Source organism: Ruegeria sp. AL12 (assembly GCF_056540885.1).
This window is the reverse complement of sequence record NZ_JBQFXN010000002.1, coordinates 592,612-616,115: the sequence shown is the minus strand read 5'-3', so window position 1 is coordinate 616,115 and position 23,504 is coordinate 592,612. Positions and strand designations below refer to the sequence as shown.

20 protein-coding genes are annotated in these 23,504 nt (G+C 56.4%); 10 read left to right on the top strand and 10 right to left on the bottom strand.

The features are described 5' to 3' along the window. Positions 1-71: 71 nt before the first annotated feature. The 3 genes from ACR0C6_RS10640 to ACR0C6_RS10630 all read right to left on the bottom strand — a co-directional run bounded on the left by ACR0C6_RS10640 (position 72) and on the right by ACR0C6_RS10630 (position 4,329). The gene (locus ACR0C6_RS10640) at positions 72-773 is read right to left on the bottom strand and encodes a response regulator transcription factor (protein WP_152460491.1); all 702 of its coding nucleotides are present in this window, start codon (positions 771-773) and stop codon (positions 72-74) included. Beyond that, positions 773-2,638 (bottom strand): PAS-domain containing protein, encoded by a 1,866-nt coding sequence (locus tag ACR0C6_RS10635; protein WP_480619253.1) that lies wholly within the window; start codon positions 2,636-2,638, stop codon positions 773-775. The genes ACR0C6_RS10640 and ACR0C6_RS10635 overlap by 1 nt, the downstream gene beginning before the upstream one ends. 158 nt (positions 2,639-2,796) lie before the next feature. After that, complete coding sequence (locus ACR0C6_RS10630; protein WP_480619252.1) at positions 2,797-4,329, bottom strand: alkaline phosphatase family protein; 1,533 nt, start codon at positions 4,327-4,329, stop codon at positions 2,797-2,799. Positions 4,330-4,590: 261 nt separating this feature from the next. On the opposite strand from ACR0C6_RS10630, the gene ACR0C6_RS10625 reads away from it, so the two are divergent. From ACR0C6_RS10625 to ACR0C6_RS10610, 4 genes are read left to right on the top strand one after another with little or no spacing between them, the layout of a single operon-like run. Then, positions 4,591-5,715 (top strand): ABC transporter permease, encoded by a 1,125-nt coding sequence (locus ACR0C6_RS10625; protein WP_224856179.1) that lies wholly within the window; start codon positions 4,591-4,593, stop codon positions 5,713-5,715. Position 5,716: 1 nt separating this feature from the next. After that, complete coding sequence (locus tag ACR0C6_RS10620) at positions 5,717-6,532, top strand: ABC transporter ATP-binding protein (RefSeq protein WP_480619194.1); 816 nt, start codon at positions 5,717-5,719, stop codon at positions 6,530-6,532. A gap of 5 nt (positions 6,533-6,537) precedes the next feature. Next, complete coding sequence (locus tag ACR0C6_RS10615) at positions 6,538-7,854, top strand: MlaD family protein (RefSeq protein WP_480619192.1); 1,317 nt, start codon at positions 6,538-6,540, stop codon at positions 7,852-7,854. Beyond that, positions 7,851-8,507, top strand: coding sequence for an ABC-type transport auxiliary lipoprotein family protein (locus ACR0C6_RS10610; protein WP_152460495.1), 657 nt, complete (start codon positions 7,851-7,853; stop codon positions 8,505-8,507). The genes ACR0C6_RS10615 and ACR0C6_RS10610 overlap by 4 nt, the downstream gene beginning before the upstream one ends. 86 nt (positions 8,508-8,593) lie before the next feature. Here the strand turns inward: ACR0C6_RS10610 and ACR0C6_RS10605 are convergent, their stop codons facing one another. Then, the gene (locus ACR0C6_RS10605; protein WP_480446980.1) at positions 8,594-10,174 is read right to left on the bottom strand and encodes an FMN-binding glutamate synthase family protein; all 1,581 of its coding nucleotides are present in this window, start codon (positions 10,172-10,174) and stop codon (positions 8,594-8,596) included. A gap of 249 nt (positions 10,175-10,423) precedes the next feature. Here ACR0C6_RS10605 and ACR0C6_RS10600 point away from each other — a divergent pair, with 249 nt between their 5' ends. Together ACR0C6_RS10600 and crcB are read left to right on the top strand one after the other, a co-directional pair. Continuing rightward, positions 10,424-10,792 carry a fluoride efflux transporter FluC gene (locus ACR0C6_RS10600; RefSeq protein WP_480446979.1) on the top strand — a complete coding sequence of 123 codons (369 nt, stop codon included), beginning with the start codon at positions 10,424-10,426 and terminating at the stop codon, positions 10,790-10,792. Continuing rightward, entirely contained in the window at positions 10,789-11,151 is a 363-nt protein-coding gene (gene crcB, locus ACR0C6_RS10595) for a fluoride efflux transporter CrcB (RefSeq protein ID WP_152460498.1), read from the top strand. The genes ACR0C6_RS10600 and crcB overlap by 4 nt, the downstream gene beginning before the upstream one ends. On the opposite strand, the gene ACR0C6_RS10590 is transcribed toward crcB, so the two are convergent. Genes ACR0C6_RS10590 through ACR0C6_RS10565 form a run of 6 tightly spaced genes read right to left on the bottom strand, consistent with a single transcriptional unit; the run spans position 11,148 to position 17,665 of the window. Next, positions 11,148-12,671, bottom strand: coding sequence for a DHA2 family efflux MFS transporter permease subunit (locus ACR0C6_RS10590; RefSeq protein WP_171331477.1), 1,524 nt, complete (start codon positions 12,669-12,671; stop codon positions 11,148-11,150). The two genes, crcB and ACR0C6_RS10590, sit on opposite strands and share 4 nt — an antisense overlap. Further along, positions 12,668-13,651 (bottom strand): HlyD family secretion protein, encoded by a 984-nt coding sequence (locus ACR0C6_RS10585; protein WP_171229436.1) that lies wholly within the window; start codon positions 13,649-13,651, stop codon positions 12,668-12,670. Before ACR0C6_RS10585 ends, ACR0C6_RS10590 begins: the two co-directional genes overlap by 4 nt. A gap of 34 nt (positions 13,652-13,685) precedes the next feature. Further along, complete coding sequence (locus ACR0C6_RS10580) at positions 13,686-14,012, bottom strand: cytochrome o ubiquinol oxidase subunit IV (protein ID WP_224856200.1); 327 nt, start codon at positions 14,010-14,012, stop codon at positions 13,686-13,688. Beyond that, positions 14,005-14,637, bottom strand: coding sequence for a cytochrome c oxidase subunit 3 (locus ACR0C6_RS10575; protein ID WP_171636380.1), 633 nt, complete (start codon positions 14,635-14,637; stop codon positions 14,005-14,007). Before ACR0C6_RS10575 ends, ACR0C6_RS10580 begins: the two co-directional genes overlap by 8 nt. Next, positions 14,634-16,724 (bottom strand): cbb3-type cytochrome c oxidase subunit I, encoded by a 2,091-nt coding sequence (locus tag ACR0C6_RS10570; RefSeq protein WP_480619190.1) that lies wholly within the window; start codon positions 16,722-16,724, stop codon positions 14,634-14,636. The genes ACR0C6_RS10575 and ACR0C6_RS10570 overlap by 4 nt, the downstream gene beginning before the upstream one ends. Continuing rightward, the gene (locus ACR0C6_RS10565; RefSeq protein ID WP_480619188.1) at positions 16,721-17,665 is read right to left on the bottom strand and encodes a cytochrome ubiquinol oxidase subunit II family protein; all 945 of its coding nucleotides are present in this window, start codon (positions 17,663-17,665) and stop codon (positions 16,721-16,723) included. Before ACR0C6_RS10565 ends, ACR0C6_RS10570 begins: the two co-directional genes overlap by 4 nt. Before the next feature lie 199 nt (positions 17,666-17,864). On the opposite strand from ACR0C6_RS10565, the gene ACR0C6_RS10560 reads away from it, so the two are divergent. The 4 genes from ACR0C6_RS10560 to ACR0C6_RS10545 all read left to right on the top strand — a co-directional run bounded on the left by ACR0C6_RS10560 (position 17,865) and on the right by ACR0C6_RS10545 (position 23,405). Next, entirely contained in the window at positions 17,865-19,100 is a 1,236-nt protein-coding gene (locus ACR0C6_RS10560; protein ID WP_480619250.1) for a lytic murein transglycosylase, read from the top strand. 661 nt (positions 19,101-19,761) lie between these two features. Then, positions 19,762-20,655 carry a UTP--glucose-1-phosphate uridylyltransferase GalU gene (gene galU, locus ACR0C6_RS10555; RefSeq protein ID WP_480619186.1) on the top strand — a complete coding sequence of 298 codons (894 nt, stop codon included), beginning with the start codon at positions 19,762-19,764 and terminating at the stop codon, positions 20,653-20,655. A 69-nt stretch (positions 20,656-20,724) separates the two neighbouring features. Next, on the top strand, positions 20,725-22,164 hold the full coding sequence (locus ACR0C6_RS10550) for a mannose-1-phosphate guanylyltransferase/mannose-6-phosphate isomerase (RefSeq protein WP_480619184.1): 1,440 nt from the start codon (positions 20,725-20,727) through the stop codon (positions 22,162-22,164). A 170-nt stretch (positions 22,165-22,334) separates the two neighbouring features. After that, positions 22,335-23,405 (top strand): DUF2793 domain-containing protein, encoded by a 1,071-nt coding sequence (locus tag ACR0C6_RS10545; RefSeq protein ID WP_480619182.1) that lies wholly within the window; start codon positions 22,335-22,337, stop codon positions 23,403-23,405. Positions 23,406-23,504 lie beyond the last annotated feature (99 nt).

The following is a 23,504-nucleotide window of genomic DNA, read 5'->3' as shown; positions in this document are numbered from 1 at the left end:
AAGGCTCGAAAGGGTCAAACAGACATGGAAAACAACTCATCTGACCAAGTCTCGGCCGGTTGGATCTGCGTCTACTTCCAACCGACATCACCCAAAAATATATACCCCGCCCCGTAGATCGTCTTGATCAACCGCGGGTTCTTGGGATCCTCTCCCAGCTTGGTACGCAACCTGGAAATCCGAACATCCATCGCCCTGTCAAAACTGTCTCCGGCTGCGCCGCCCAGGGACTCCTGCATTTGTCCCCTGCTGATCAGCCGCTTGGGGCTTTCCAGAAACAGCCGCAGGACTTCCCCCTCTGCATGGCTGAACGGCGTTTCGTCACCTGATTCACTTTCAAGCACGTATCGGTCAAAATGTGCGGTCCAGCCGTTGAATTCCGCCGTATCCGAATGAGAGGTCTGAGTGCGAGGTGTTCTTAATCTTGCCCTGATCCGCGCCACGACTTCCGCAGGGTCAAACGGTTTTGTAATATAATCGTCTGCCCCAAGTTCCAGCCCCGTAACACGGTCCTGCACCTGCGCGCGCCCCGAAATGATGATCACGGCCGCGCCTTGTTCCAACGCCAGACGATGAACCAACGCCAGCCCATCCGTATCTGGCAATGACAGGTCGACCAGACAGACATCGGGCGTCACACGGTTGAGCGCAGCCTCGAATTCTCGCGCGCGGGAAAAACTCTGCGTACGGAAACCGGCATCCTCCAGAGCGTCCGTCAGGATACGCCGGATTTCGGGTTCGTCGTCGAGGATGGTAACCAGCGGTTGCGTCATCAGGCGGCCTCGGTTTGGATCAGGGCTGACAATTGAGCCTGCGAAAACGGTTTACGCAACACCGGGGCCAACGCAAGGGCGCGCTGGTACAACGGGTCCGAACTGGGCAGCGATGTCATAAGGATACATGGCAATCCCGGCTTCACCTGCCGCAAAATATCCAGACCTGTACCACTTCCTTCGAGACGGATATCGGACAGGACAAGAGAAATGTCTTCAACGCTGTCTATCAACGCCAGCGCCTCATCTACCGAATTGGCCTCGATGACGGCGAAGCCCAGCTCTACCAGCATATCCCGAAACTGCCCCCGCAAATCTTCGCTGTCTTCGACCAGAAGTACCAGACCGTCTTGCACGGGCGGAGCTGGCCGATAGGGCAACCGCAAAACGACGGATGCGCCCGATGGCGTGTTCTTGAGGTTCAGATCGCCCCCGGCCAGCTTGACAGTGTCATACACCATGGGCAGTCCAAGCCCCGACCCGTCGCTTCCCTTGGTGGTAAAGAACGGGTTCAGCGCCTTTTCCAGCGCCTCTGGCGTAAAGCCTGGGCCAGTGTCCGATACGGTGATTTCAACCCAAATTTCTCCGATGGTATGCGCGCTGATTGTAATCTGGCCCGAACTGCCGCAGGCATCCCGCGCATTCAACACCAGGTTCAGCAACGCATCCTGCACCATTCCCGGGTCCAACATCAAAGCCCGGTCGGGCAAAGTGTTGACCACCGACAAACCGACGCCGCGCGGCAAAGAAGGCGAGGCCAATATTCTCAGGTCTTCCAACAGCGCCTTCATGTCCGTGGCCTGAGGATGTGGCGTTCGGTTCCCGGTCATGTCCGCAATCCGGTTCAGCAATTGCCCACCCCGACGCGCCGTTTGCTGTGTCGCGGCAACCAGCTCATGTGCTTCATCCGACAGGTCCATTTTGTTCAGTTTGGACTGCATCCCAAGGATGATCGTCAGCAAGTTGGAGAAGTCATGAGCCAATCCACTGGTCATTTGGGCGGCCATAGCCCGGCGGCGCGTTTGCTGCAAAACGACGCGCGCCTGCGTTTCTTCGGTGATATCAACCGACATTACATAGACGCCACCGGCGTCATCCGGCGTGAACGAAACGCGGATGCGTCGGGAATCCTGATCCTCGTTGAACTCGAATACGGAGGTTTCTCCGTCATAGGCTTTCGCCAGATGCGCTTTGACCCGCCGATAGGCGGAGGCACCAAGCGCTTCAGATATGTGAAGCCCAAGAATCTCCGACGGACGTCCGGGCAGGACCGCGCTCAAACGGCGGTTGGAGTAGTCATATCGACCAGTGCTATCCAAATGCGCGATATGAGCCGGCATCATTTCGGTCATCATGCGTGTGCGGGCTTCGATTTCGGTCAGCTCGCGTTTGGCCTCTTCCAATGCCTTGATCGTGGCCGCAAGCTTTCGGTTGGTTGCAGACAGTTCTTCGGCGTGGCCGAGCAATTGTTCCGACAATTCTTCTGATCGCGCCCGCAGCAGGTTTTCTGCACGCCGGGTGCCGGTAATGTCAGTGTAGACCGCAACCCATCCGCCCTGTGGCAACGGCGCGCCTTCTATCGAGATAACCTGCCCGTTGGGCCTTACGCGCTCCATGTAATGAGGCTCGAAAGCCAAAGCCTGCTCGACGCGCAGGTTCACCATTTCTTCCACACTTTCTTCGTCACCGTATTCGCCACGGCTGGCGAGAAAATGGATGGTATCCCGAAACAAAGCTCCGCGTTCGACCAGCTCGTCCGGCAGGTCGAACATTTCCTTGAACCGACGATTGCTCAGCACCAGTTTCAGGTTGCTGTCATAGATCGAAAGCGCCTGACCGATGAGATTCAGTCCGGCAGTCGTCATCGCCTTTATGCGCTGTTCGGTGATGTCCAGGTTCGTCTTCTCCACGCCCCATGGGTACCATCAGAATTGATGCGCCGGTAGTGGAATTGATGAACGACAAAACGTCTCATGCATCTTCCCTGATCCGACTGAAAAGAGCGCGAAAACGTTCAGTTATCCTAATATCTGGAACGGGACTTCGCGCCTTCGGACGTGATGGAGTGCAACGACAAGGTATGATCCATGTTTCGCATCCGATGGCGCAGCATCTGTCTGCCCAACCGGGCAAGATCAGCCGCGAACGCGGGGTTTTCCGCAAGGTTTTCGAATTCTCCCTGTCCCTGATGATCAAACAGGATCGGCGGCAGGTCAGCTGCAAATTCGATCAACGTGAATCGTTCGTCCCGCAATATTGCCAGACAGGAATCACTGTTGCCCGTTCCTAACCGCCGTTGCCAGAGGGTCGGTTCTTCGGGTTCCGAGAAATCCAGCTCGCTGAAGGAATAGCTGCGCCAGTCATCGGGAACGTCGCCGTGCAACAAGGGCAGCAAAGACCTGCCATCCATGGCGTTTGGAACAGTCTGCCCAATCCAATCAAGGATAGTCGGCGTAACATCAATCGACTCGGTAGGAACGGTCACTTTCGCGCCGGCCATGGCCTCGTTCCCCGGAAGGCGTATCATCAACGGTGTGTGATAGGCAGCGTCGTACACAGTCATTTTGCCCCAGCTGTGCCTGTCGCCCAGCATTTCGCCATGATCAGCCGTAATGACCAACATGGTATCGTCGTATTGCCCGCTGTCCTTGAGATACTGAACAACGCGCCCGATATGGTGATCGACCTCGGTCGCCAATCCCAGATAAACGGCACGCAAAGTGCGGATATTTTCATCCGTTGGCTCAACGTCAGCAAAGCCATGAACGAACTTTTCTGCCGTATAGGCGTCCAGCTTTGGCCCGAAAAACGGATGCAGCGCCTTTTCAGCGGCTTCGCTCGGCAGGCGTTTCGGCAGAGGGATTTCCGCCGGATCGTACATGTCGTTATACGGGGCAGGCGCAACCAAAGGAGGATGTGGACGGATGTAAGTCAGATGAGCAAACCATCCCTTGCCTTGATGAGGTGCAATCCCGTCCAGAAACGCATCGGTCAGGAAGGCTGTGTCGCTGTGTTCTGCCCGATACATGGCCGGGTCGTTCAGCTTGGGCGTTTGACCATCCGGTGAGACAGGTTTGTAGACATCCCAATATGTATCGAACGTATAACCATTTTTCATCAAATATGATCGCCAAGGGTATGACTCTTCCAGGCGCATTTCGACAACTTCAAGGAACCCGTTCATCGATTGTTCGTAAGATTTGAGCACGGGGTCGTTGGGATCATGGACCCGGGGATCGGCAGACGTATCGGTGTACCCGAACAGCATCGGCATATAACCCGCCTTTCGCATTTCCGTGGCGATGTTCGGCGTATCATGACGCAGTGGGGTACCATTTCGCACGGAACGGTGGTTCATCGCGTATTGGCCGGTCAAAATCGATGCGCGGGATGGCCCACAGGGATTGGTGACAGAGAAGTGGCGCGTAAAACTTACCGCCTCGTCCATGAAAGCCCGCAGGTTCGGTAGCTGCACGTGCTCGGCCAGAGCGCCGTTGAGGCAATCTGCTCTCAATTGATCGATGATGATGAACAGAACGTTCTTGGCGTGATGCATACCGACTTCTCCGAATTCCGCACCCAGGGTTCCGCAGCGGAATGTGTCCCGCTTCCGTTTTTCGCGCAACCGATTAGTCGAACAGCCCTGCGTTTTCTTTTCCTGCCTGACTTGAGCCGCGAAAAGTAACGCCCAAGTCTCCAGTTATGCTTGCTACTGCTCATGGTACGGCGTGACGCCAAGGCCATCCTTTGCGGCAAAAACCGGGTCAAAGGGCACAAAGTCATTGCAGGCATTGAATGTTTTACTTCACATGGCACCATGACGCAGCCAACGATCACATCAGAGCGCGACGCCAGCGGCAATCAAGTGCGCATTTCTGGTGAGTTGCTCACACAATCCCTGCAAACCGTGGAGCGTGATTTTGCTGCGGTCCAACCTTGCGGGGGCAAGGTCGTTTTTGACCTGTCCGGTATCGAAGCACTGGATACGGGCGGAGCCTGGCTGGTTGCGGACCTAGGCCGGAGGTTCACGTCAAACGGTGCCACGCTGGAGTTTCAAGGCGTGAAACCCGCACATGCGACACTGATAGACACGGTGACACGCAGCATCCCGGACAAACCCGGCAAGCTTGAGGACCCTCGCGGTTTTCTGGATTGGGTCGCTCATGTGGGTCAGGGCACATTCGGTGCCTGGAAGGATACCCTGTCGATCCTCGAATTTCTGGGCCTTACCCTGCACCGCTTGTTTCGGACCCTGGTCATGCCGTGGCGTCTGCGCAAAGCGGCCCTTGTCACTCATATGGAGGAAACCGGGGTCAAAGCCCTTCCCATCGTGGCCCTGATGGGTTTTCTGATCGGTGTCGTGCTGGCCTTTCAGGGTGCGACACAATTGAAACAGTTCGGGGCCGAGATCTTTGTGGTCGAACTGATTTCGATCTCGGTTCTGCGAGAACTGGGAATTTTGCTGACCGCGATTATTGTTGCCGGCCGCTCGGGTTCGGCATTCACGGCCTCGATCGGTTCGATGAAAGTACAGGAAGAGATCGACGCCATGCGGACGCTGGGCCTTGACCCGATCGAGGTTCTTGTCATTCCACGTGTTTTGGCGTTGCTGATCATGCTGCCCATTCTTGGCTTTGTCGCAGATATGGCCGGCCTGTTCGGCGGCGCCCTGATGAGCTGGATTGATCTGGGCGTAAGCCCTGGCATGTTTGTCACCCGTTTGAAGGAAAACACCGATGTCTGGCAACTTGCGGTTGGGCTGATCAAGGCACCGTTCTTTGCGCTGGTCATCGGGGTCATCGCATGCTGGCAGGCCTTGCAGGTCAAAGGGTCGGCCCAGAGCGTGGGGCAGCGTACAACCGCATCGGTTGTGCAATCCATTTTCATGGTGATTGCAATCGACGCATTGTTTTCGATTTTCTTTTCCGAAATCGGAATCTGACATGAATGATGGCACGCAACACGAAACGGAACAGACCGCAGCGCAGCGTGACGCCGTGATCCGCGTTCGCGGTCTCAGGAACCAATTCGGAACCCAAGTGGTTCATGACGATCTGAACCTTGATGTCTGGCGCGGCGAGGTTCTGGGCATCGTTGGCGGGTCCGGAACCGGAAAATCCGTTTTGCTTCGTACGATTGTGGGTCTGAACAAACCAGCCGCCGGCAGTATCGAAGTGCTGGGCGTGGATGTCTTAAACGGCCCTGAAGAAGATCGCCGCAGGATCGAACGCCACTGGGGCGTGGCCTTTCAGGACGGCGCGCTGTTTTCATCGCTGACCGTATTGCAAAACGTGATGGCCCCACTTCGAGAACATACGGGCATCAGTGAAAAACTGATGGAATCGCTGGGGGCGTTGAAGATCAGCCTTGTGGGTCTGCCCCAGCTGAGTTGCGGCAAGTTTCCATCGGAACTGTCGGGCGGCATGCGAAAGCGCGCCGCCCTGGCACGGGCGCTGGCGCTTGATCCCGAAATCGTTTTTCTGGATGAGCCGACCGCCGGATTGGACCCGATTGGCGCGGCTGCATATGATGAACTGATCGGCGAATTGCAGCAGGCACTTGGGTTGACTGTTTTCATGGTCACCCATGATCTGGACAGCCTTTACGCCATCTGTGACCGAATTGCAGTGCTTGCAGAAAAACGCGTGCTGGTTGAAGGTCCGATTGAGGATATGACCAAAGTGGATCATCCTTGGGTGCAGGAATATTTCACAGGCCCCCGCGCCCGCGCGGCGCAACAGAAGGGTCAGGACAGGTAAAGGCGATGGAAACCAGAGCAAATTACATCCTGATCGGCGCGTTCACCCTTGCGGGGCTGTTGGGCGTTTTCGGCTTTTTCCTGTGGTTGGCGAAATTCGAAGTGACCCGCCAATACGCTTATTTCGATGTATTGTTCGATAACGTCTCGGGGCTTTCGGCGGCGGGCGGGGTGAATTTCAACGGCCTTCCTGTTGGGCAGGTGATCTCTCTGAACCTGGACGAGGACGATCCCTCCAAGGTTCGCGTGCGAATAGAAGTGGATGCAGATATTCCGATCACCGAAGAAACGATCGCCCAGCTTCAATCGCTGGGTGTCACCGGCGTCGGTTACGTTGAACTTACCGGCGGGTCACCGACTGCCAAAAGGCTGCCGCAAGACAGCGTGATCAAAAGCAAGCGCAGCACCATCCAGTCATTGTTTGAAGGCGCACCAAAAGTGCTGGACGAGGCCGTTACACTTCTGGAAAGCCTGAACAAGGTCGTCGACGACAAGAACCGGCAAGCCGTGAGCAGCATTCTGGACAACCTTGCCTCGGCAACCGGCCGGCTGGACAAAACATTGACAAGCTTTGAATCCGTGGCCAGCGACATTGGCAGTGCAGCCAAGGATATTGGTGAATTTTCAAAACGTCTGGACCCTTTGATCGAAACGGCGGATACGACCCTCAAGACCGGCACGGACACGCTCAATTCGGTCAAGTCCGCGTCCGAGTCAGCCAGGGCTGCGCTGGACGAAGTGAAAACGACGATCGAAACGGCAGACCGCATTTTGCAGCAAGACGTTCGACCTTTCATCGAACGCGGGTCGCAACTGGCCGAACGGTTGACCCTCTTGTCGGATGAAGGCAGCGTCACTTTGGGGATCGTGAACGAGACCGTGTTGAACGCCAACACGACACTTGGTTCGATCACATCTGCAATGGACACGGCCAAAGGTGCGCTGTCTTCGGCGGAAACGGCCTTTGAATCAGCCAACCGCGTCATGAAAGAAGACGTGGCGCCCGTTGCGGAAGATATCCGGAAGGCGGCCAACCAGGTCACCGAAACAGTCTCGAACATCACCGGTAAGATCGATCAGATTTCAGACGATGTCCTGAGCGCGTCGAACTCTGCCTCAGAGCTGTTGGGGACAATTGACGGCATCGTGCAGACCAACCGCCGGCAGGTGTCAGACTTCCTGCGCGTGGGTCTGCCGCAATTTATCCGCTTCGTCGAAGAATCCCAACGCCTGGTAATCAGCCTCGACCGTCTGGTGGACAAGGTCGAACGTGATCCTGCGCGGTTTCTGCTGGGCACCCAAGCATCGGAGTTCCGTCAATGATCAAGCCTGCAATTGCAATTCTGACGTTTGCATTGGTCGGTGGATGTGCCGGGTTGGGCACTTTGAAACAAGCCGCGAAACCCAACGATTTATATCTGTTGACACCCAAAAGCACGTTTTCGTCGGCGCTGCCGCGAATACAGAAACAGATCGTTGTTGAAGAACCAACGGCAACCGCCGCAGTGAACACGGATCAGATCGCCATTCAGCCCACCCCGTTTCAGGTTCAGTATTTGCCACGGGCGCGATGGGTGGATCGCGCACCCCTGATCGTTCAGACGCTGTTGATCGAAAGCTTTGAGAACTCTGGCAAAGTCGCTGCCGTCGGACGGTCAACGGTTGGTCTGCGCGCTGATTACGTGATCGCACCGGACCTGCGCGAGTTTCAGGGCATCGTTGTCGCGGATCCCGAGAACGGAGACAAAATCCGTATCGAAGTGCGCATGAACATCAAGGTCATCGATGAATACGACGACAAGATCATCGCTTCGAATTCGTTTCAGGAAAATGTCGTTGCCGCAAGCGACCAGACATCAGATCTGATCAAAGCGTTTGATTTGGCCTTGGGACGCGCGATGCGGGATTCCGTTGAATGGAGCATTCGCAGGATCAACACGCATGTGGCCAACAATCCCAGATCGAACCCCAGTTGAGTTGATCCACATGACAAAACGGTGAGCGCGGGCGCAGTTCGCTCACGCCTGTTCTGGGTAAACGGTTGTTTGTGACGGATCGGGTCTCAGAAACGAGATGCCGAAGCGCGTTCCCAATCCGCCGCGAATTCCTCGGGAACCACATCTGCCAGCAACGCACCATCCTCCAGATAGGTGTAAAGCTCGCCATAGGTGCGCTCATGCTCGTCCGCCGTGCGCCGCAAAATGTCGCGCGGATGCAGCTCGGACACTTTTTCCTTTCCCATCGCACCCAAGAGTTCGCGGAAACTTTCCAGTGTTGCGTCGTGATACCGGTGAACACGCCGCCGCTTTTGCGGGATGTTCACCGCGCGCCCACGAACCGGATCCTGGGTGGCGACCCCGGACGGACAACGGTTGGTGTTGCAATGCAAGGCCTGAATGCAGCCCACCGCAAACATCATCGCCCGTGCCGCATTGCACATATCCGCACCAAGCGCGAATTTCTCGACCATGTCGTATCCGGTCGCCACTTTGCCCGCACAAATGATACGGATCTTGTCGCGCAGCCCAACGCCACGCAGGCAATTGTTTACGAAAATCAGCGCCTCGTTCAGGGGCATGCCCAGGCGGTTGGTGAATTCGACCGGGGCCGCGCCCGTACCCCCTTCTGATCCGTCAATGGTGATGAAGTCCGGCAAAATTCCTGTCTCGAGCATGGCCTTGCAGATCGACATGAACTCGGACGGGTTGCCAATACACAATTTGAAGCCGACAGGTTTGCCGCCGGACATTTCGCGCAGATGTTGAACGAAGTGCATCAACCCCGAGGGCCCGTCAAAGGCACTGTGAGTTGGGGGGGAAATCACATCCTGATGCTCGGGCACCCCGCGGATTTCGGCAATTTCGGCATCGACCTTGGCAGCGGGAAGAACGCCCCCATGCGCAGGTTTGGCACCTTGGGACAATTTGATTTCGATTGCCTTGACCACATCCTTTGTGGCCCTTTCGGCAAACTTGTCCTTGTCAAACCCGCCTTCCGGCGTTCGACATCCAAAATAGCCCGTCCCAATCTGCCAGATGATGTCGCCGCCTTCGGCCAGATGGTGAGGAGACAACCCGCCTTCACCGGTATTGTGGGCAAAGCCTCCGTCTTTTGCCCCGCCGTTCAGCGCGCGGATGGCGTTGGCACTCAGCGCGCCGAAGCTCATGGCCGAAACATTGAGACGCGAGGCACTGTACGGCTTCGTGCATTGTGGCCCGCCCAACATGATGCGATCTTCGCTTTTGTCCACATGTTTGGGCGCAAGCGAATGATTTGCGCGGTGATATCCAACCTCGTTTATGTCGTATTGCGTTCCGAAGGCCTGCGTATCCATCTGGCCCTTGGCGCGGGAATAGACCAGCCCGCGTACGATCCGGTTGTAAGGTCGGCCGCTTTCGTTGGTTTCAACGAAATACTGTCGAATTTCCGGGCTGACGAATTCAAGCATGTACCGGAAATGCCCCAGAACCGGATAGTTGTTCAGAACATTGTGCTTGGTAGTCAAAACATCATAAAGGCCGATGACCGCGTAGGGCACCAAGATGACCAAAAGCCAATGTACGGGCGGCCAGAAGAACCCCAACAGCAACACGAGCGGCAGGCAGACATAGCTCAGAAAATAGTAGATCCTGCGTACAATCATGTTCCTGTCTCCTCGTGGTTCCGACCGGCGGTTGCGGGTTCCAACAGCACTCAACGTGAAACAGATTGATTTTTAATTGCAAGCTTTCGCGGGAATTTATCCGCCCGAAGACGAAAACGTGAAAACGCGTTACGGTGGCTCAACAGTTGAACAGGGTGTCGCCAGTGGATATGCCACGTATACCAGAAGGCGACAGGCATTCACTTGACAAAGACGCATTCCCAACACCGGCGCGACCGAAAGAGCCTTATGTTTCTCGCCGTCTTTGCCGGAGGGGCGCTGGGATCGTTGTTGCGCGAAGTTTTCGCGCTGGAAATCCCCGGCCTCAGTTTCCTCACGTCGACCTTGGGCATCAACGTGGCGGCCTGTTTCGTCTTGGGGTGGCTGTATTCAATACGTCACAAGTTGCACGCGCATGTGCTGCATCTGGGCGCGGTCGGGTTTTGTGGTGGGTTGTCCACCTTTTCGTCTTTCGTAGCTGATCTGGAACGTATTGCCGAAAGTGATCTTTGGGCCGTGCCGCTTGCCGTCGGGTTGGAAATCGCTTTCGGCATTGGCGCTGCGCTGGTCGGAGAGAAACTGGGCAACCATTTTCATTCCGAGAGGCCACCGTCATGAATGACCTCTATCTTCATGCGATGTTCGGACTGGGCGGAGGCCTGGGGGCGGTCCTACGTCATTGGCTGGCTTTGAAAGTGCGGCACGATTTGCCCTTTTCGACGTTGATCGTCAATGTATTGGGCAGCCTGCTGCTGGGGATCTGGATCGGCTATCTGGGCGGCCCTGTCGACATCCCCGAGGATCAAAGACGGCTGGTCTTTGGATTCTGCGGCGGGTTCACCACGTTTTCCAGCTTTGCCTATCAGTCTCTTGAGCTTCGGCGCGAGCGGACTCTGGTTCTGGCAGCTGGCAATATCCTGATCAGCCTGGCGCTGTGCTGGTTTGCCCTGTGGCTTGGGCTGACCTTGACGCGCTAATGCACATGAGCGGCAACATGTGACCCGGGCTTCGGAGCGCGACAAAAGAAAAGCAATGGAATAGTGGCCAAGGCAAGCAGACCCAGATTGTTGAACACGGTCAAATAGGAAATCATCTCGGCCTGCTTCATGATTTCTTGGCCCAGAATGACAGCACCTTCAGCGCTGTCCGGTGCAAGGCCAAGCGGGCTCAGATACGCCTGGGCTGCGGGGTTGTACGGCGTCACATTCTGGCTGAGCACTGCCGTATTGGTCTGCAACCCGCGTACAACCCAGGTGCCGACCAGCGAGATGCCAACCGACGATCCCAATTGCCTTGTCACGTTGAACAGACCGGAGGCTTCGTCCTGCCGGCCTTTACTGATGCTCTCGAAAGCCAGTATCGACATGGGCACGAACACAAGACCCATCCCGAGGCCGCTGATGGCCCCCGGCCATGCGAGCTCCCAAAAACCGGCATTGAGGTTGATGGCACCCATCATGAAATTCCCGATCGCCGTCAGCAACAGACCGATGCCCGCCAGCAGGCGCGGATCAAAGCGGTTTACCAGAACTGCGCCGGTCAGAACCATGGACAGCCCTGCGGTCAGGCCACGCGGAATGAACAGATGGCCCGACGCGATGACAGGGAAATCCAGCAGGCTTTGAACAAGCGTCGGCAAAATCGCGATGCCCCCGAACAGAGACACGGCAAAACCCGCGATGATCAGATTGCACAGGGCAAAGTTTCGATCTGCGAACAGACGCAGGTCCACAACCGAATTGCGAGAGGTCAACGCGTGAAAAATGAAACCAAACGCCCCGAGAATTGCAGCGATCACGGCCACCTGGATGACGCGGGACGACATCCAGTCCAGTGTCTCGCCTTGATCCAGAACGAATTGAAGGCACCCGATTCCAAGAGCCAGCAGAGCAAGGCCTTTCCAATCGATCTGAACCTCCTCGGTTTTGTCCTCCGGCAATTCTCCGGCCAGCAGAAGCAGCGCAAGGGCCGCCACGGGAACATTGACAAAGAAGACCATCCGCCAGGAAAAATATTCGGTCAGGATTGCACCGACCGTTGGCCCCAGTACCGGCGCTACCACGACGCCCAGACCGAAAATGGCCATTGCCTGTCCGCGCTTTTCCCGCGGGAAGGCATCGAACAGAATGGACTGGGACAAAGGGATCAGGAAAGCGCCGAACATGCCCTGAGCCAGCCGAAAGGCAACGATGACCTCAAGGCTCCAGGACATGCCGCACATCATCGACATGACGGCAAAACCAGTCACCGCCGTCAGAATCAACCGTCGTCGGCCCACGCGTCGGGCGACGAACCCTGTCAACGGCATGATGACCACCGCGGAAACGATATAGCTGGTCAGAATCCATGTCGCCTGATCGGTCGTCGCCCCGAATGCGGCCTGGATATGCGGCAACGCCACATTGACAATCGTACTGTCCAAGACTTCCAGAATGGCGCTGAGAACAACGGCGATCACGATCACCATGTTCACATGGCCGGACGCCGCAGGGGTCATTTGCCGTCCACCGGGCCTGTTGTATCTACGACAACTTTGCTGCTGCCTCCGACACGCAAGGGCGCATCGGTCGGGTCAAGCTCGATCCGAACTGGAAATCGCCGGGTGACCTTGACCCAATTCCCGCTCGCGTTTTCCGAGGGCAACAAGGAAAACGTGTCCCCGGACCCTCGCCCGATCGACGCCACCTTACCTGTGAGCGTCGTCCCAGGGAGCATATCGACACGTATCGTGACCGGCTGACCCGGACGAATGCGCGCCAATGCGGTCTCTTTGAAGTTCGCGTCCACCCACCAATCGGACGATTCGACAATCGAAAATTGTGGGGCATTGGCGGACACCGAGGATCCGGGGCGAAGGGTCAGATTGGCGATCCATCCGTCGGCTGCGGCATGGATCTTGGTCCAGGCAAGGTTGGTTTCTGCTATTTCAAGCTGTGCCCGCGCAGACAGGATATCATCCTGTTTCGCCTGCAACCCACTTTTCAGTGCCAAAAGGCTGGACTGGCTGGTCGTCAACCTTGCAGAGGCTTGGGCGAAATCCGAGGCCGTCTGATCCAGCGATGCCTGTGCGACATCGCCTGATGCAAACAGGGCTTTCGCACGTTCAAAACTCTTCAATGCAGTATCGTAGGCCGATTGGGCGCTGTCCACCGAAGCCTCAGCCGCGGCAATCTGTGTGGAATAGGATTTGGCCTGTTGTATCGCACTGTCCAGATTGGCTTTGGCTGCATCCACCGAAGCCTTGAATTGAGTGTCGTCGATCGTGAAAAGCAGATCGCCGTTTTTCACGGGCTGGTTTTCGATCACATGTACATCGTCCACCTGCCCTGTCACCTGCGCAGCGACATAGATGATGTTCGCGCCCAGATATGCATCCTGAGTGGACGGGTAGCGCTCTTCGTGCCTCCAGAACAGAACAAGACCGACTGCAATTGCTGCAAGTATCAAAGCCACGGCTGCGATTTTGAGTGGCTTCATTTTCGTATCCCTTTCTGCGCACGACCCATGCGCATCACATCACATGCATGTGCATTCGAATTGCCAGATTGCCCAGCACCCAGACCGTTCCAAAAATCATGATCAACAGAACCATCGTGGAAAACAGAACCAGATGCAGGTCTTCGCGGCTGCTGCGCCGGCGATCGATGTGCAGGAAATAAACAAGTTGCAGAACAAGTTGGGCCAGACCCAACAATCCAATTGTCAGGTAAACACCGGGGGTTTCGATCCCAAACAGATGGGCCACGCCGAAGGTCGCAAAAGTCAACAGCAGCGAACCACCGTATCCGATCACATAGCGCCGACGCTCGCGACGGTGCATTTCAGAGCGTTTATCCATAGGTCAGACCTCCGAAATAAACGATGGTGATGATCCCGATCCAGATCAGGTCCAGAAAATGCCAGAACAGCGCCAACCGCACCACACGCGAGATAATGACGTCCGTCATCCCTTTCACGCGCAGCTGAATACCCAGAACGATCAGCCACAGGCACCCCGCGGCGACATGCAGACCATGCAGCGGAACAAGTCCGAAGAAGGCCGACAAGAAACCGCTGCGCTGCGGAATGCCACCTTGTTCCGCCATGGCCATGAAATCACGCACCTCCAGCACCAGGAAACTGATGCCCAGAAAAAGCGTGACGCCAAACCACAAGACAATGCGAGCGCGCGGCAGATTGTATTTCAGCGCCAGCATGGCAAGGCCAACCGTCAGGCTGCTTGTCAACAGGATGAGCGTCTGCGCAAAGACGCTTTTGAGATCAAACAGCTCGTGCGGGCCTGGACCACCGGCCTGTGCATCGATCATCGTGATGTATATCGCAAACATCAGGCCGAAATAGACCAGGTCGCTCATCAAGAAGACCCAGAACCCGAAGGTGACGACCTCGGTCGCCTTGTCAGCGCTCGCGTGACGTTCCCCCAGATTGATACCCGGATAGCTGTGGGTGGGCGCGCGCTTCATGTCATCGCCTCCAGATCGGGGCGGGCGAGGCCGCGATTTTCCGAAGACGTCTCGAAATCGCGATCCACCGCCTTTTCACCGTGAACCAGTGCGAGCCAGGCTTCGTGATCCTTGCGCACTTCCTCCGCAGGTATGGTCAGCTCGGTACTGTCGTCGAACGTCCAGACGATCACCGCCAGGATCATCAGAACCGTCATCAATGCAGCCAACCACCAGATCCACCAGACCAGCGCGAACATCCAGATACCACTCATGACACACAGAACGAAGCCAATGCCTGTATTGCGCGGCAAATCGATATCCTCATAGGCGTCGGGCGTTGGATAGGCCGCCCCCTTTTCCTTTGCCGCCGCAAAATCATCCCGGTCCGTAACGGTTGGGATGATCGCAAAGTTGTACGGCGGCGGCGGCGACGGGATTGACCACTCCAACGTCCGCCCATCCCATGGATCTCCAACGGGAACGCGGGTCTTTTCGCGGTCGCGGATGCTGACCCAAAGTTGGATCAGAACCGAGAGCAACGCGCAGGTAATTATCAGCGCCCCGACGATCGCCACCATCATGAAGGGATGGAAAGATGGGTCATCATAGCTGAAAGAACGACGCGGCATCCCCATCAGCCCGACGAAATAAAGCGGCATGAAGGTCAGCAAAAACCCTAAGGTCCAGAGGGCGACAGTCACGTGGCCCCAGAATTCGTTCAGGCGAAATCCGAATGCCTTGGGGAACCAGTAGTTATAGGCGGCCAACAGTCCAAACAGCACGCCCGGCAACAGTACGTTGTGGAAGTGGGCCACCAGGAACAGCGTATTGTGCACCTGATAATCCACGGTCGGATTGGCCAGGATGACCCCGCTCAGGCCACCAATCACGAACAACATCAAAAAGGCCAATCCATACAGCATCGGCACCGAGAACCGGATGCGCCCCCGCCACAAAGTCGCCATCCAGTCATAGACTTTTACACCGGTGGGAATGGCGATCAGCATGGTTGCGATGCCAAAAACGGCGTTGATCAGGGCGCTCTGCCCCATGGTGAAGAAGTGGTGCAGCCAGACGGTAAACGACAGAACCGCGATCGACATCGTGGCGATGACCAGCGAGTTGTAGCCGTAGAGCCTCTTGGCCGAAAAAGTCGCAAAAACCTCGGAGTAGATGCCGTAAGCGGGCAGAACCAGCAGGTAAACCTCGGGGTGGCCGAACAGCCAGAACAGATTGGCATAGTTCATCATGTTGCCGCCGAGGTCATTGGTGAAAAAGTGGAAGTCCAAATAGCGGTCCGCGGCCAGCAAAAGCGCCGCGACGCCCAACGGCGGCATGGCAAAGACGATCAGGATCGAACTGCATATGATGGTCCAGCAATACATCGGCAGCCGCATGAAGGTCATGCCCGGCGCGCGCATCTTGTAGATCGTAACGGCAAAATTGATACCGGTAAGCGTCGTGCCGACACCCGAAACAACGATCGCCCAGATCCAGTAGTCCGGCCCAACGCCCGGATTGAAGGCGGCGCCGGTATACGGCGGGTAGGCCGTCCAGCCACCGGTCGAAAACCGCCCCACGACCAGCGAAACCATAAGCATCATGCCCGAGGACACCGTCAGGCCCAGACTGATCTGGTTCAAGCGCGGGAACGCCACATCCCGCGCCCCGATCATCAACGGGACGACGTAGTTCGCGATGCCAAAGACAAAGGGCACCGCGACAAAGAAAATCATGATCGTGCCATGGGTGCTGAACAGCTCGGCGAAATGTTCGGCTTCCAGGAACCCGTCGCCCGGGCCGGCGGCCTGCTGCGCGCGCATGACAACGCCTTCCAACACGCCGCGCGCCAGCATCACGATGGCAAAGACGACATACATGATCCCAATCTTCTTGTGATCAACACTGGTCAGCCAATCGCGCCAAAGGGGCGTCCACAACCGAAACCAGCTGAGCAGGCCGACCACGACGACAACGCCAACCAAGACGATCGCGGCCGCAGCGTTGGCTACGATCTCATTCGCGTTCGGGTTCTGGATCAACCCTGTGATCGGAAGCGCATCCCAGTCGAGGCGGCCGAGGAATCCTGAATAGGACGGCGTCATTGCTGCACCTCCTGCCCGAAGGATGCCGTTCCTGGCTGTTGATCCACCGGCAGTGCTTTGCCGCTGTGATAGCGGTGCAGGATTGTTTGAAACAAATCTTGTTCCATCGTGAAGTACAGCGCGTCCTTTGGCATCTTGTCGGTGCCCAGCGCCGCCTGCACCTCATCCCTGTCTGTCCGCATCGCGAGCATCTGATACGTTTCCGGGTCCAGTCGGATACCATTTTCGCGGACTTTCCGGGCCCAGCTTTCAAATTCATCACTGTGCATGGCAACGGTTCGAAATTTCTGTTTGGTAAAACCCCGCCCGTTGTACTGCGTGTTCTCGCCTTGCATGACCTCGGGGACGTCCGCGACCAGATGCAGTTGCGTGGTCATTCCCGGCATCGCGTAAATCTGGCCCGCCAGCGCAGGGATCATGAAGGATTGCATGACTGTATCGGTGGTCAGCGTCATGGCCACTTGCCTTTTGGTGGGAATGCCGAACTCGCCCACACTGGCGATACCAAGATCGGGATAGATGAACAGCCACTTCCAATCCAGCCCGACAACCTGCACGCGCAAGGCCGGGTCTTCGCCAAACGTCGACGCGTACGGATCAAGCCGATGGGTGGCCTTCCATAGGTAGAACGACAGGAGCGCCACAATCACAACAGGCACACCCCACATGAGGAATTCCAGTTTCGCTGAAAAATCCCAATCCGGTCGGTAAGCTGCGTGACTGTTCCTTCGGCGGCGATATCGAAACGCGATCAACGGCACCAGTATCAGGACAGGGATAACAGCCACCATGATCAAAGCGGTCGCTCGCAGCAGATGCGTTTTCTGGATGGCGGCAATAGGTCCTTGCGGTTCCATAAAACTGTCGCTGGCGGCAACCATTTGCGGCATCGACACAAACAGGATCAACGCCATCGCGAGCCGAGGAACTTGATTGGGCATTTTTACTTGTGCCACAACTGACTGCCCTTTCCTCAAACAAATTTTATTCGACTATCGACAAGTGCGTGAATTTTCTCAAGAGTTTTTCAAACCACAAATTGCCCAAGTCTAACCCGATTCAACTTCGGGTATATAGAACCAAGGATGCGCGGTATCTTCCCATTGACTTGCAATCCCAACCGGGACAGACAAAATGAAGATGCGTATTCTGGTATTCTCCTTCGGGTTGATCCTGCTCTTTCAGCCCTCGTTGGCGCAGGATCGTGCGGCGATCGAACGCCAGTTTCAGTCGTGGTTGCAGGAAACCGTTTGGCCCCGGGCAAAGGCCAAAGGTGTGACACGAGAGACGATGCAACAAGCCCTCTCTGACGTGACCCTTGACTGGAAATTGCCGGATCTGGTGCCACCGGGAAGCACGCGCATAACTCCCAAGGTCCAGAAACAGGCCGAGTTTGGCTCACCCGGTCGCTATTTCAATCCGGGGTCGGTGCAAGGCGCAACATCAGCAGGACGTAAAATGGCACGGCGCCATGCCGCAACTCTGGCGGCGGTCGAAGCCGAAACCGGCGTTCCTGCCCGCATAATTCTGGCGATCTGGGGAAGAGAGAGCGGATACGGACAGGTTCCGATCCGGCATGATGCTTTCAGGGTACTGTCGACCAAGGCCTTCATGAGCACCCGTGCAGACTATTTCTCAACCGAACTTGTTGCCGCCCTGCAAATCGCAGAGGCAGGGCACCAGCCCGCCCGGCAAATGAAAAGCAGTTGGGCTGGCGCTTTGGGTCAGCCTCAATTCATGCCGTCCAACTACTTGTCTTATGCTGTCGACGGCAACGGCGACGGGGCGGCTGATATTTGGGGGTCACCCGAAGATACGATTGCTTCAATCGGAAACTACCTCATGAAGCACGGCTGGGTTCCTGCACGGGACTGGGGATTCGAAGTTTTCGTACCCCAAAATGTCTCTTGCGCTTTGGAAGGCCCTGATCAGGGGCGACCTATTCAGGACTGGGTTGAGATGGGGGTACGTCGCGTCTCGGGCAACCCCTTTCCGGCCCATGAGCTGCGTGGTGACGGGTATTTGATGATGCCCGCAGGACGACATGGTCCGGCTTTTCTGGTTACGCCAAACTTCTACGTTCTAAAGGAATACAACAAAAGCGACCTGTATGCCTTGTTTGTCGGCCATGTTGGCGACCGTATTCAATACGGAATCGGCGATTTCAATGGCGCTTGGGCAAGGGTCGGCGGGCTGTACAGATCCGATATTGCCAAGATGCAGCAGGCGTTGGAACAAAAAGGGCATGATGTCGGAGGGGTCGATGGGCTGCCGGGGTTCAAAACGCGTCGTTCGATAGGTCGATGGCAAGAAACCCTTGGCATCGAACAGACCTGCTTTCCGGATGCGCTGATGAAAACAAGCCTGGCCCCGTGAGACAAACCAAGATGTTCAACCGACTCTGACACCCGGCCTGCTCATCGATCCAATGTGCAACAATCAGGCGTTTCCAGAACCTATCTATGGAACCGCGTGACAATTGTTGCCCATTCGAGAACAGAATTTGAAAGGGCGAATCAAAAACTCGGATGCGTTGAACAAGGCGGTCAGCCGGCCTTTTGCCAAGGAAGATACTCTGTCCGTCTGCACCCTTTGACGCGGCTTGTCCTTCAAGCCGTTTGCTTCCGAAAAGAGGGTTGTGGGCGACTTTGGGCGGGTTGCGGTTTTCCGCATGGGAAAACCACGCAAAAATAACATGATACGCGGCGCGGCAACCCGGTCGGGTCGGTTCGTGGAACGCCATGATCTGCAAGACACGTCGCGAAGAACAAGCCTACGAATTTTTTCTTGATGGACCGGTGGTGATGTGTCCCGCTCTACACTGTGCAGTCAGCCAATGATCCAAGCGCGTCGTACATAAAGATTATATTGATACCGCATCAGACCGGGCTTTTGACTCCTCCTTGGCAAGGTGGCACGATTTGACTGATAGCAGCCTGATCCATCAGGCATCATTGATTGACAGGGTATTGCAGCCTATGAGGACATTCCGGACATTTCCTGCACTGCTGGCAAAACTTGATAATTGAGAGGCACCATGACACGCAAAGTTACCAAAGCGGTTTTTCCAGTAGCGGGCATGGGAACGCGTTTTTTGCCAGCAACCAAATCCGTTCCGAAAGAAATCATGACGCTGGTGGATCGTCCGCTGGTGCAATATGCAATTGACGAAGCCCGCGCCGCCGGGATCAAGGAGTTCATTTTTGTAACGTCGCGCGGGAAATCCGCGCTGGAAGATTATTTCGATCACAACCTGGTGCTGGAGCAGGAGTTGAGAGCCAAAGGCAAAAACAAGCTTCTGGACGTGCTGAACAAAACGAATATGGAAAGCGGCGCGATCGCTTATATCCGCCAGCACAAAGCTCTGGGGCTGGGACACGCGGTCTGGTGCGCCCGGCGGCTGATCGGCGACGAACCATTTGCCGTCATGCTGCCTGACGATGTCATCGCCGCCGACAAACCCTGTCTGCAACAGATGATCGAGGCCTACGAAGAAACCGGTGGCAATATGGTCGCAGCGATGGAAGTTCCGAAGGAAAAGACAAGCTCTTACGGCGTGCTCGATGTTGGCGACAATATCGGGTCTGTCGTCCCCACCAGAGGCATGGTTGAAAAGCCTGACCCATCAGAGGCACCATCCAATCTGGCGGTCATCGGCCGGTATGTGCTTCGGCCGTCCGTTTTGAACAACCTCAACGCAAAAAAAACCGGAAGCGGCGGCGAAATCCAGCTGACCGACGCCATCGCCCAGGACATTGCCGCGGGAGTGCCGGCTTACGGCTATAAATTCGACGGTCAGCGTTTTGATTGCGGTTCAAAATCAGGCTTTCTGCAAGCCACCGTTGCTTTTGCTCTTGCCCGCGAAGACCTGCGCGATGATCTGAGCCAATATCTGAATGACATTGTCGCCACGGGGAAAGCTGCTCAGTAACCACAGATTGTTTTACTTGACTAAAAACATGGCAATACTGTCAGTCACCCGCAATTCGAAGGCACGTGCATGACCAATACAGTCTACCCCGTCATTCTTTGCGGAGGTTCGGGAACACGTTTGTGGCCCCTGTCACGCAAAAGCTATCCCAAGCAATTCGTTCCTCTGGTCGGCGAAACAAGCCTGTTGCAGAATTGCGCGGAACGGATGCTCGGCCCTTCGCAGGCCCCGTATGCAAAGCCACTTGTTCTGACCAACGAGGCTTTTCGCTTTATTGTCCCGGAACAATTGATGGCCGTCGGAATTGACCCCGGGCCAATTCTGATTGAGCCCGAAGGTCGAAACACCGCCCCCGCTGTTCTTGCCGCAGCCTTGTATCTGGCGGCGCGAGATCCCGATGGCATCATGCTGGTGGCGCCGTCTGATCACGTGGTTCCGGACATGGACGCCTTTCATCAAGCCGTTGCCGAAGGCGTACGGGCAATAAGTGAACGGCGCGATCTGGTAACTTTCGGCATCACTCCAACGCACCCGGAAACCGGATACGGCTATCTCAAACTCCGCCATCCGCCGGATACGACCCATGAGGCTGTCCCATTGGATCGTTTTGTGGAAAAACCTGACCGCAAAACGGCCGAGGCGATGTTGTCAGATGGCAGTTATCTTTGGAACTCGGGGATCTTCCTGTTTGCAGTTCGCGATATCCTGGCAGCTTTTGAACAGCACGCGAGCGAACTGATCCCGCCGGTTCAAAAGGCCGTTGCAGAGGCAAAAACGGATTTGGGATTTCTTCGACTGGACCCGGCGGCATGGGCGGGTGTGGAAGACATTTCAATAGACTACGCAGTGATGGAAAAAGCCCTGAACCTGAGCGTGGTGCCTTATTCCGCTGGCTGGTCCGATGTCGGAAGCTGGACCGCGGTTCAAGAGCTGTCGAACCCCGATGAAGACGGTGTGGCGACCAACGGAGAAGTAACGGCAATCGACTGCCGCAATGCACTGATACGGTCCGAGTCGCCGGCGCAGGAAGTCGTGGCAATGGGTCTTGAAAACGTAATCGCCGTTGCGATGCCCGATGCGGTTCTGGTCGCGAGCATGGACAAGGCCCAGGACGTGAAACAGGCCGTTGCAGCACTGAAGGCCAAGGGGGCGAAGCAGGCAGAATCCCTGCCGGTGGATCATCGTCCGTGGGGCTGGTTCGAAAGCCTTGTGATCGGAGACAGATTTCAGGTCAAACGCATCCATGTGCATCCTGGCGCGTCGCTCAGCCTGCAATCTCACCATCATCGTTCCGAGCATTGGATCGTGGTCGAAGGCACGGCCAAGGTCACCATCGATGATCAGGAGCGTTTGGTAACCGAAAACCAATCCGTCTATATCCCACTGGGAGCGACACACCGAATGGAAAACCCCGGGAAAGTTCCCATGGTTTTGATCGAAGTTCAGACTGGCACCTATCTGGGTGAAGACGACATCATCCGATACGACGACATCTACGCCCGCGATTGAGTTTCGGGCACTGCTCTGCACGGGAACATCCATCGGCGGGTTCCCCGCAGACATCAGAATCTTACCAAAATCTTCCCTGGGCGGTCGGCCCGGTCAGACAGGATTGACGCGCTTTGCGGCAGGGTAGCGCGCAACCGAAGCTTCGGACCGACGCCACAGGAGGACCCCCCGTGTCACAAACATCCCCCCGATTGAACCTGCCTTTGCTGCAACCGGCACAAGCGCAAAAACACGTTACCCACAACGAAGCCCTGAGACAGCTCGATCTGGTCGTGCAACTCTCGGTACGGTCAACAGATTCCGGGACACCTCCTGTTGTCCCCGAGCAAGGCGAAGTTCATGCCCTTGGAGCCAACCCGACCGGGGACTGGACAGGACATGCCGGTGAACTTGCCGCCTGGCTGGACAACGCCTGGCATTTCGTGACCCCCGACATTGGCTGGCGCGCCTGGGATGAAGCGGCCGGAGATCTGAAATACTGGACAGGAACAGCCTGGTCCCCCCTGCCTGTCAGTACTCAGAACCTGGACGGAGTCGGGGTTGCGGCCAATTCAGACAGTACAAACCGTTTGTCCGTTCGCAGCCCGGCGACCTTGCTGAGCCACGAAGGCGGCGGGCATCAGCTGAAGATCAACAAAGCCAGCGCAGGTGATAACGCGTCGCTGTTGTTCCAATCGAACTGGACGGGTCACGCGGAAATGGGACTGTCTGGCACAACCGGATTTTCCATCAAAGTGTCTCCTGACGGCGGCAACTGGACTGAAGCGATGACCTTTGATCCTGTGGCCGGAACCGTGTCGGGCGCAGCTGTTCAGGCCGATGCCAGCGATACGACTTCGGGCCGACTGATGCGCGCCGACTATGGATACGGCCCTGGAAACCTTCTTGGAACAGTGACGGAAAACGCGGGTGTTCCGACCGGCGCTGTCATTGAGCGCGGCAGCAACGCCAACGGAGATTATGTGCGGTTTGCCGACGGCACTCAGATCTGTACGGCCATGCTTGCGCCCGTGGCTTGCACGACTGCTGAGGGTGCTCTTTTCAAAAGCGGCCCAATTACCTGGGATTTTCCGGCTGACTTTTCGACGCCCCCGAACCTGAACGGTACCGGAGGCGTTGCAACCCGTTTTACCGGGTTTGATACACCTTCGTCGTCCCAATCGACATTCATTGTCTTCTCGGCGATCTCGGATGCGGCAGCCTTGGCGCCATCCGTCACAGCAATTGGTCGCTGGTTCTGACAGGCAGGGCCGCCTGGATACCGGATCAGGCGGCCAATCCGGCAGCAGATCGGTTGCGACCCGCTCCGCTTTTACCCGCGCCACCAGATTTGCAGCCCT

Bases quoted from the DNA above. Each gene is read 5' to 3' on its own strand.
- ACR0C6_RS10640 (WP_152460491.1), bottom strand. From the start codon at position 773: ATGACGCAACCGCTGGTTACCATCCTCGACGACGAACCCGAAATCCGG.
- ACR0C6_RS10635 (WP_480619253.1), bottom strand. From the start codon at position 2,638: ATGACGACTGCCGGACTGAATCTCATCGGTCAGGCGCTTTCGATCTAT.
- ACR0C6_RS10630 (WP_480619252.1), bottom strand. From the start codon at position 4,329: ATGCATCACGCCAAGAACGTTCTGTTCATCATCATCGATCAATTGAGA.
- ACR0C6_RS10625 (WP_224856179.1), top strand. From the start codon at position 4,591: ATGACGCAGCCAACGATCACATCAGAGCGCGACGCCAGCGGCAATCAA.
- ACR0C6_RS10620 (WP_480619194.1), top strand. From the start codon at position 5,717: ATGAATGATGGCACGCAACACGAAACGGAACAGACCGCAGCGCAGCGT.
- ACR0C6_RS10615 (WP_480619192.1), top strand. From the start codon at position 6,538: ATGGAAACCAGAGCAAATTACATCCTGATCGGCGCGTTCACCCTTGCG.
- ACR0C6_RS10610 (WP_152460495.1), top strand. From the start codon at position 7,851: ATGATCAAGCCTGCAATTGCAATTCTGACGTTTGCATTGGTCGGTGGA.
- ACR0C6_RS10605 (WP_480446980.1), bottom strand. From the start codon at position 10,174: ATGATTGTACGCAGGATCTACTATTTTCTGAGCTATGTCTGCCTGCCG.
- ACR0C6_RS10600 (WP_480446979.1), top strand. From the start codon at position 10,424: ATGTTTCTCGCCGTCTTTGCCGGAGGGGCGCTGGGATCGTTGTTGCGC.
- crcB (WP_152460498.1), top strand. From the start codon at position 10,789: ATGAATGACCTCTATCTTCATGCGATGTTCGGACTGGGCGGAGGCCTG.
- ACR0C6_RS10590 (WP_171331477.1), bottom strand. From the start codon at position 12,671: ATGACCCCTGCGGCGTCCGGCCATGTGAACATGGTGATCGTGATCGCC.
- ACR0C6_RS10585 (WP_171229436.1), bottom strand. From the start codon at position 13,651: ATGAAGCCACTCAAAATCGCAGCCGTGGCTTTGATACTTGCAGCAATT.
- ACR0C6_RS10580 (WP_224856200.1), bottom strand. From the start codon at position 14,012: ATGGATAAACGCTCTGAAATGCACCGTCGCGAGCGTCGGCGCTATGTG.
- ACR0C6_RS10575 (WP_171636380.1), bottom strand. From the start codon at position 14,637: ATGAAGCGCGCGCCCACCCACAGCTATCCGGGTATCAATCTGGGGGAA.
- ACR0C6_RS10570 (WP_480619190.1), bottom strand. From the start codon at position 16,724: ATGACGCCGTCCTATTCAGGATTCCTCGGCCGCCTCGACTGGGATGCG.
- ACR0C6_RS10565 (WP_480619188.1), bottom strand. From the start codon at position 17,665: ATGCCCAATCAAGTTCCTCGGCTCGCGATGGCGTTGATCCTGTTTGTG.
- ACR0C6_RS10560 (WP_480619250.1), top strand. From the start codon at position 17,865: ATGCGTATTCTGGTATTCTCCTTCGGGTTGATCCTGCTCTTTCAGCCC.
- galU (WP_480619186.1), top strand. From the start codon at position 19,762: ATGACACGCAAAGTTACCAAAGCGGTTTTTCCAGTAGCGGGCATGGGA.
- ACR0C6_RS10550 (WP_480619184.1), top strand. From the start codon at position 20,725: ATGACCAATACAGTCTACCCCGTCATTCTTTGCGGAGGTTCGGGAACA.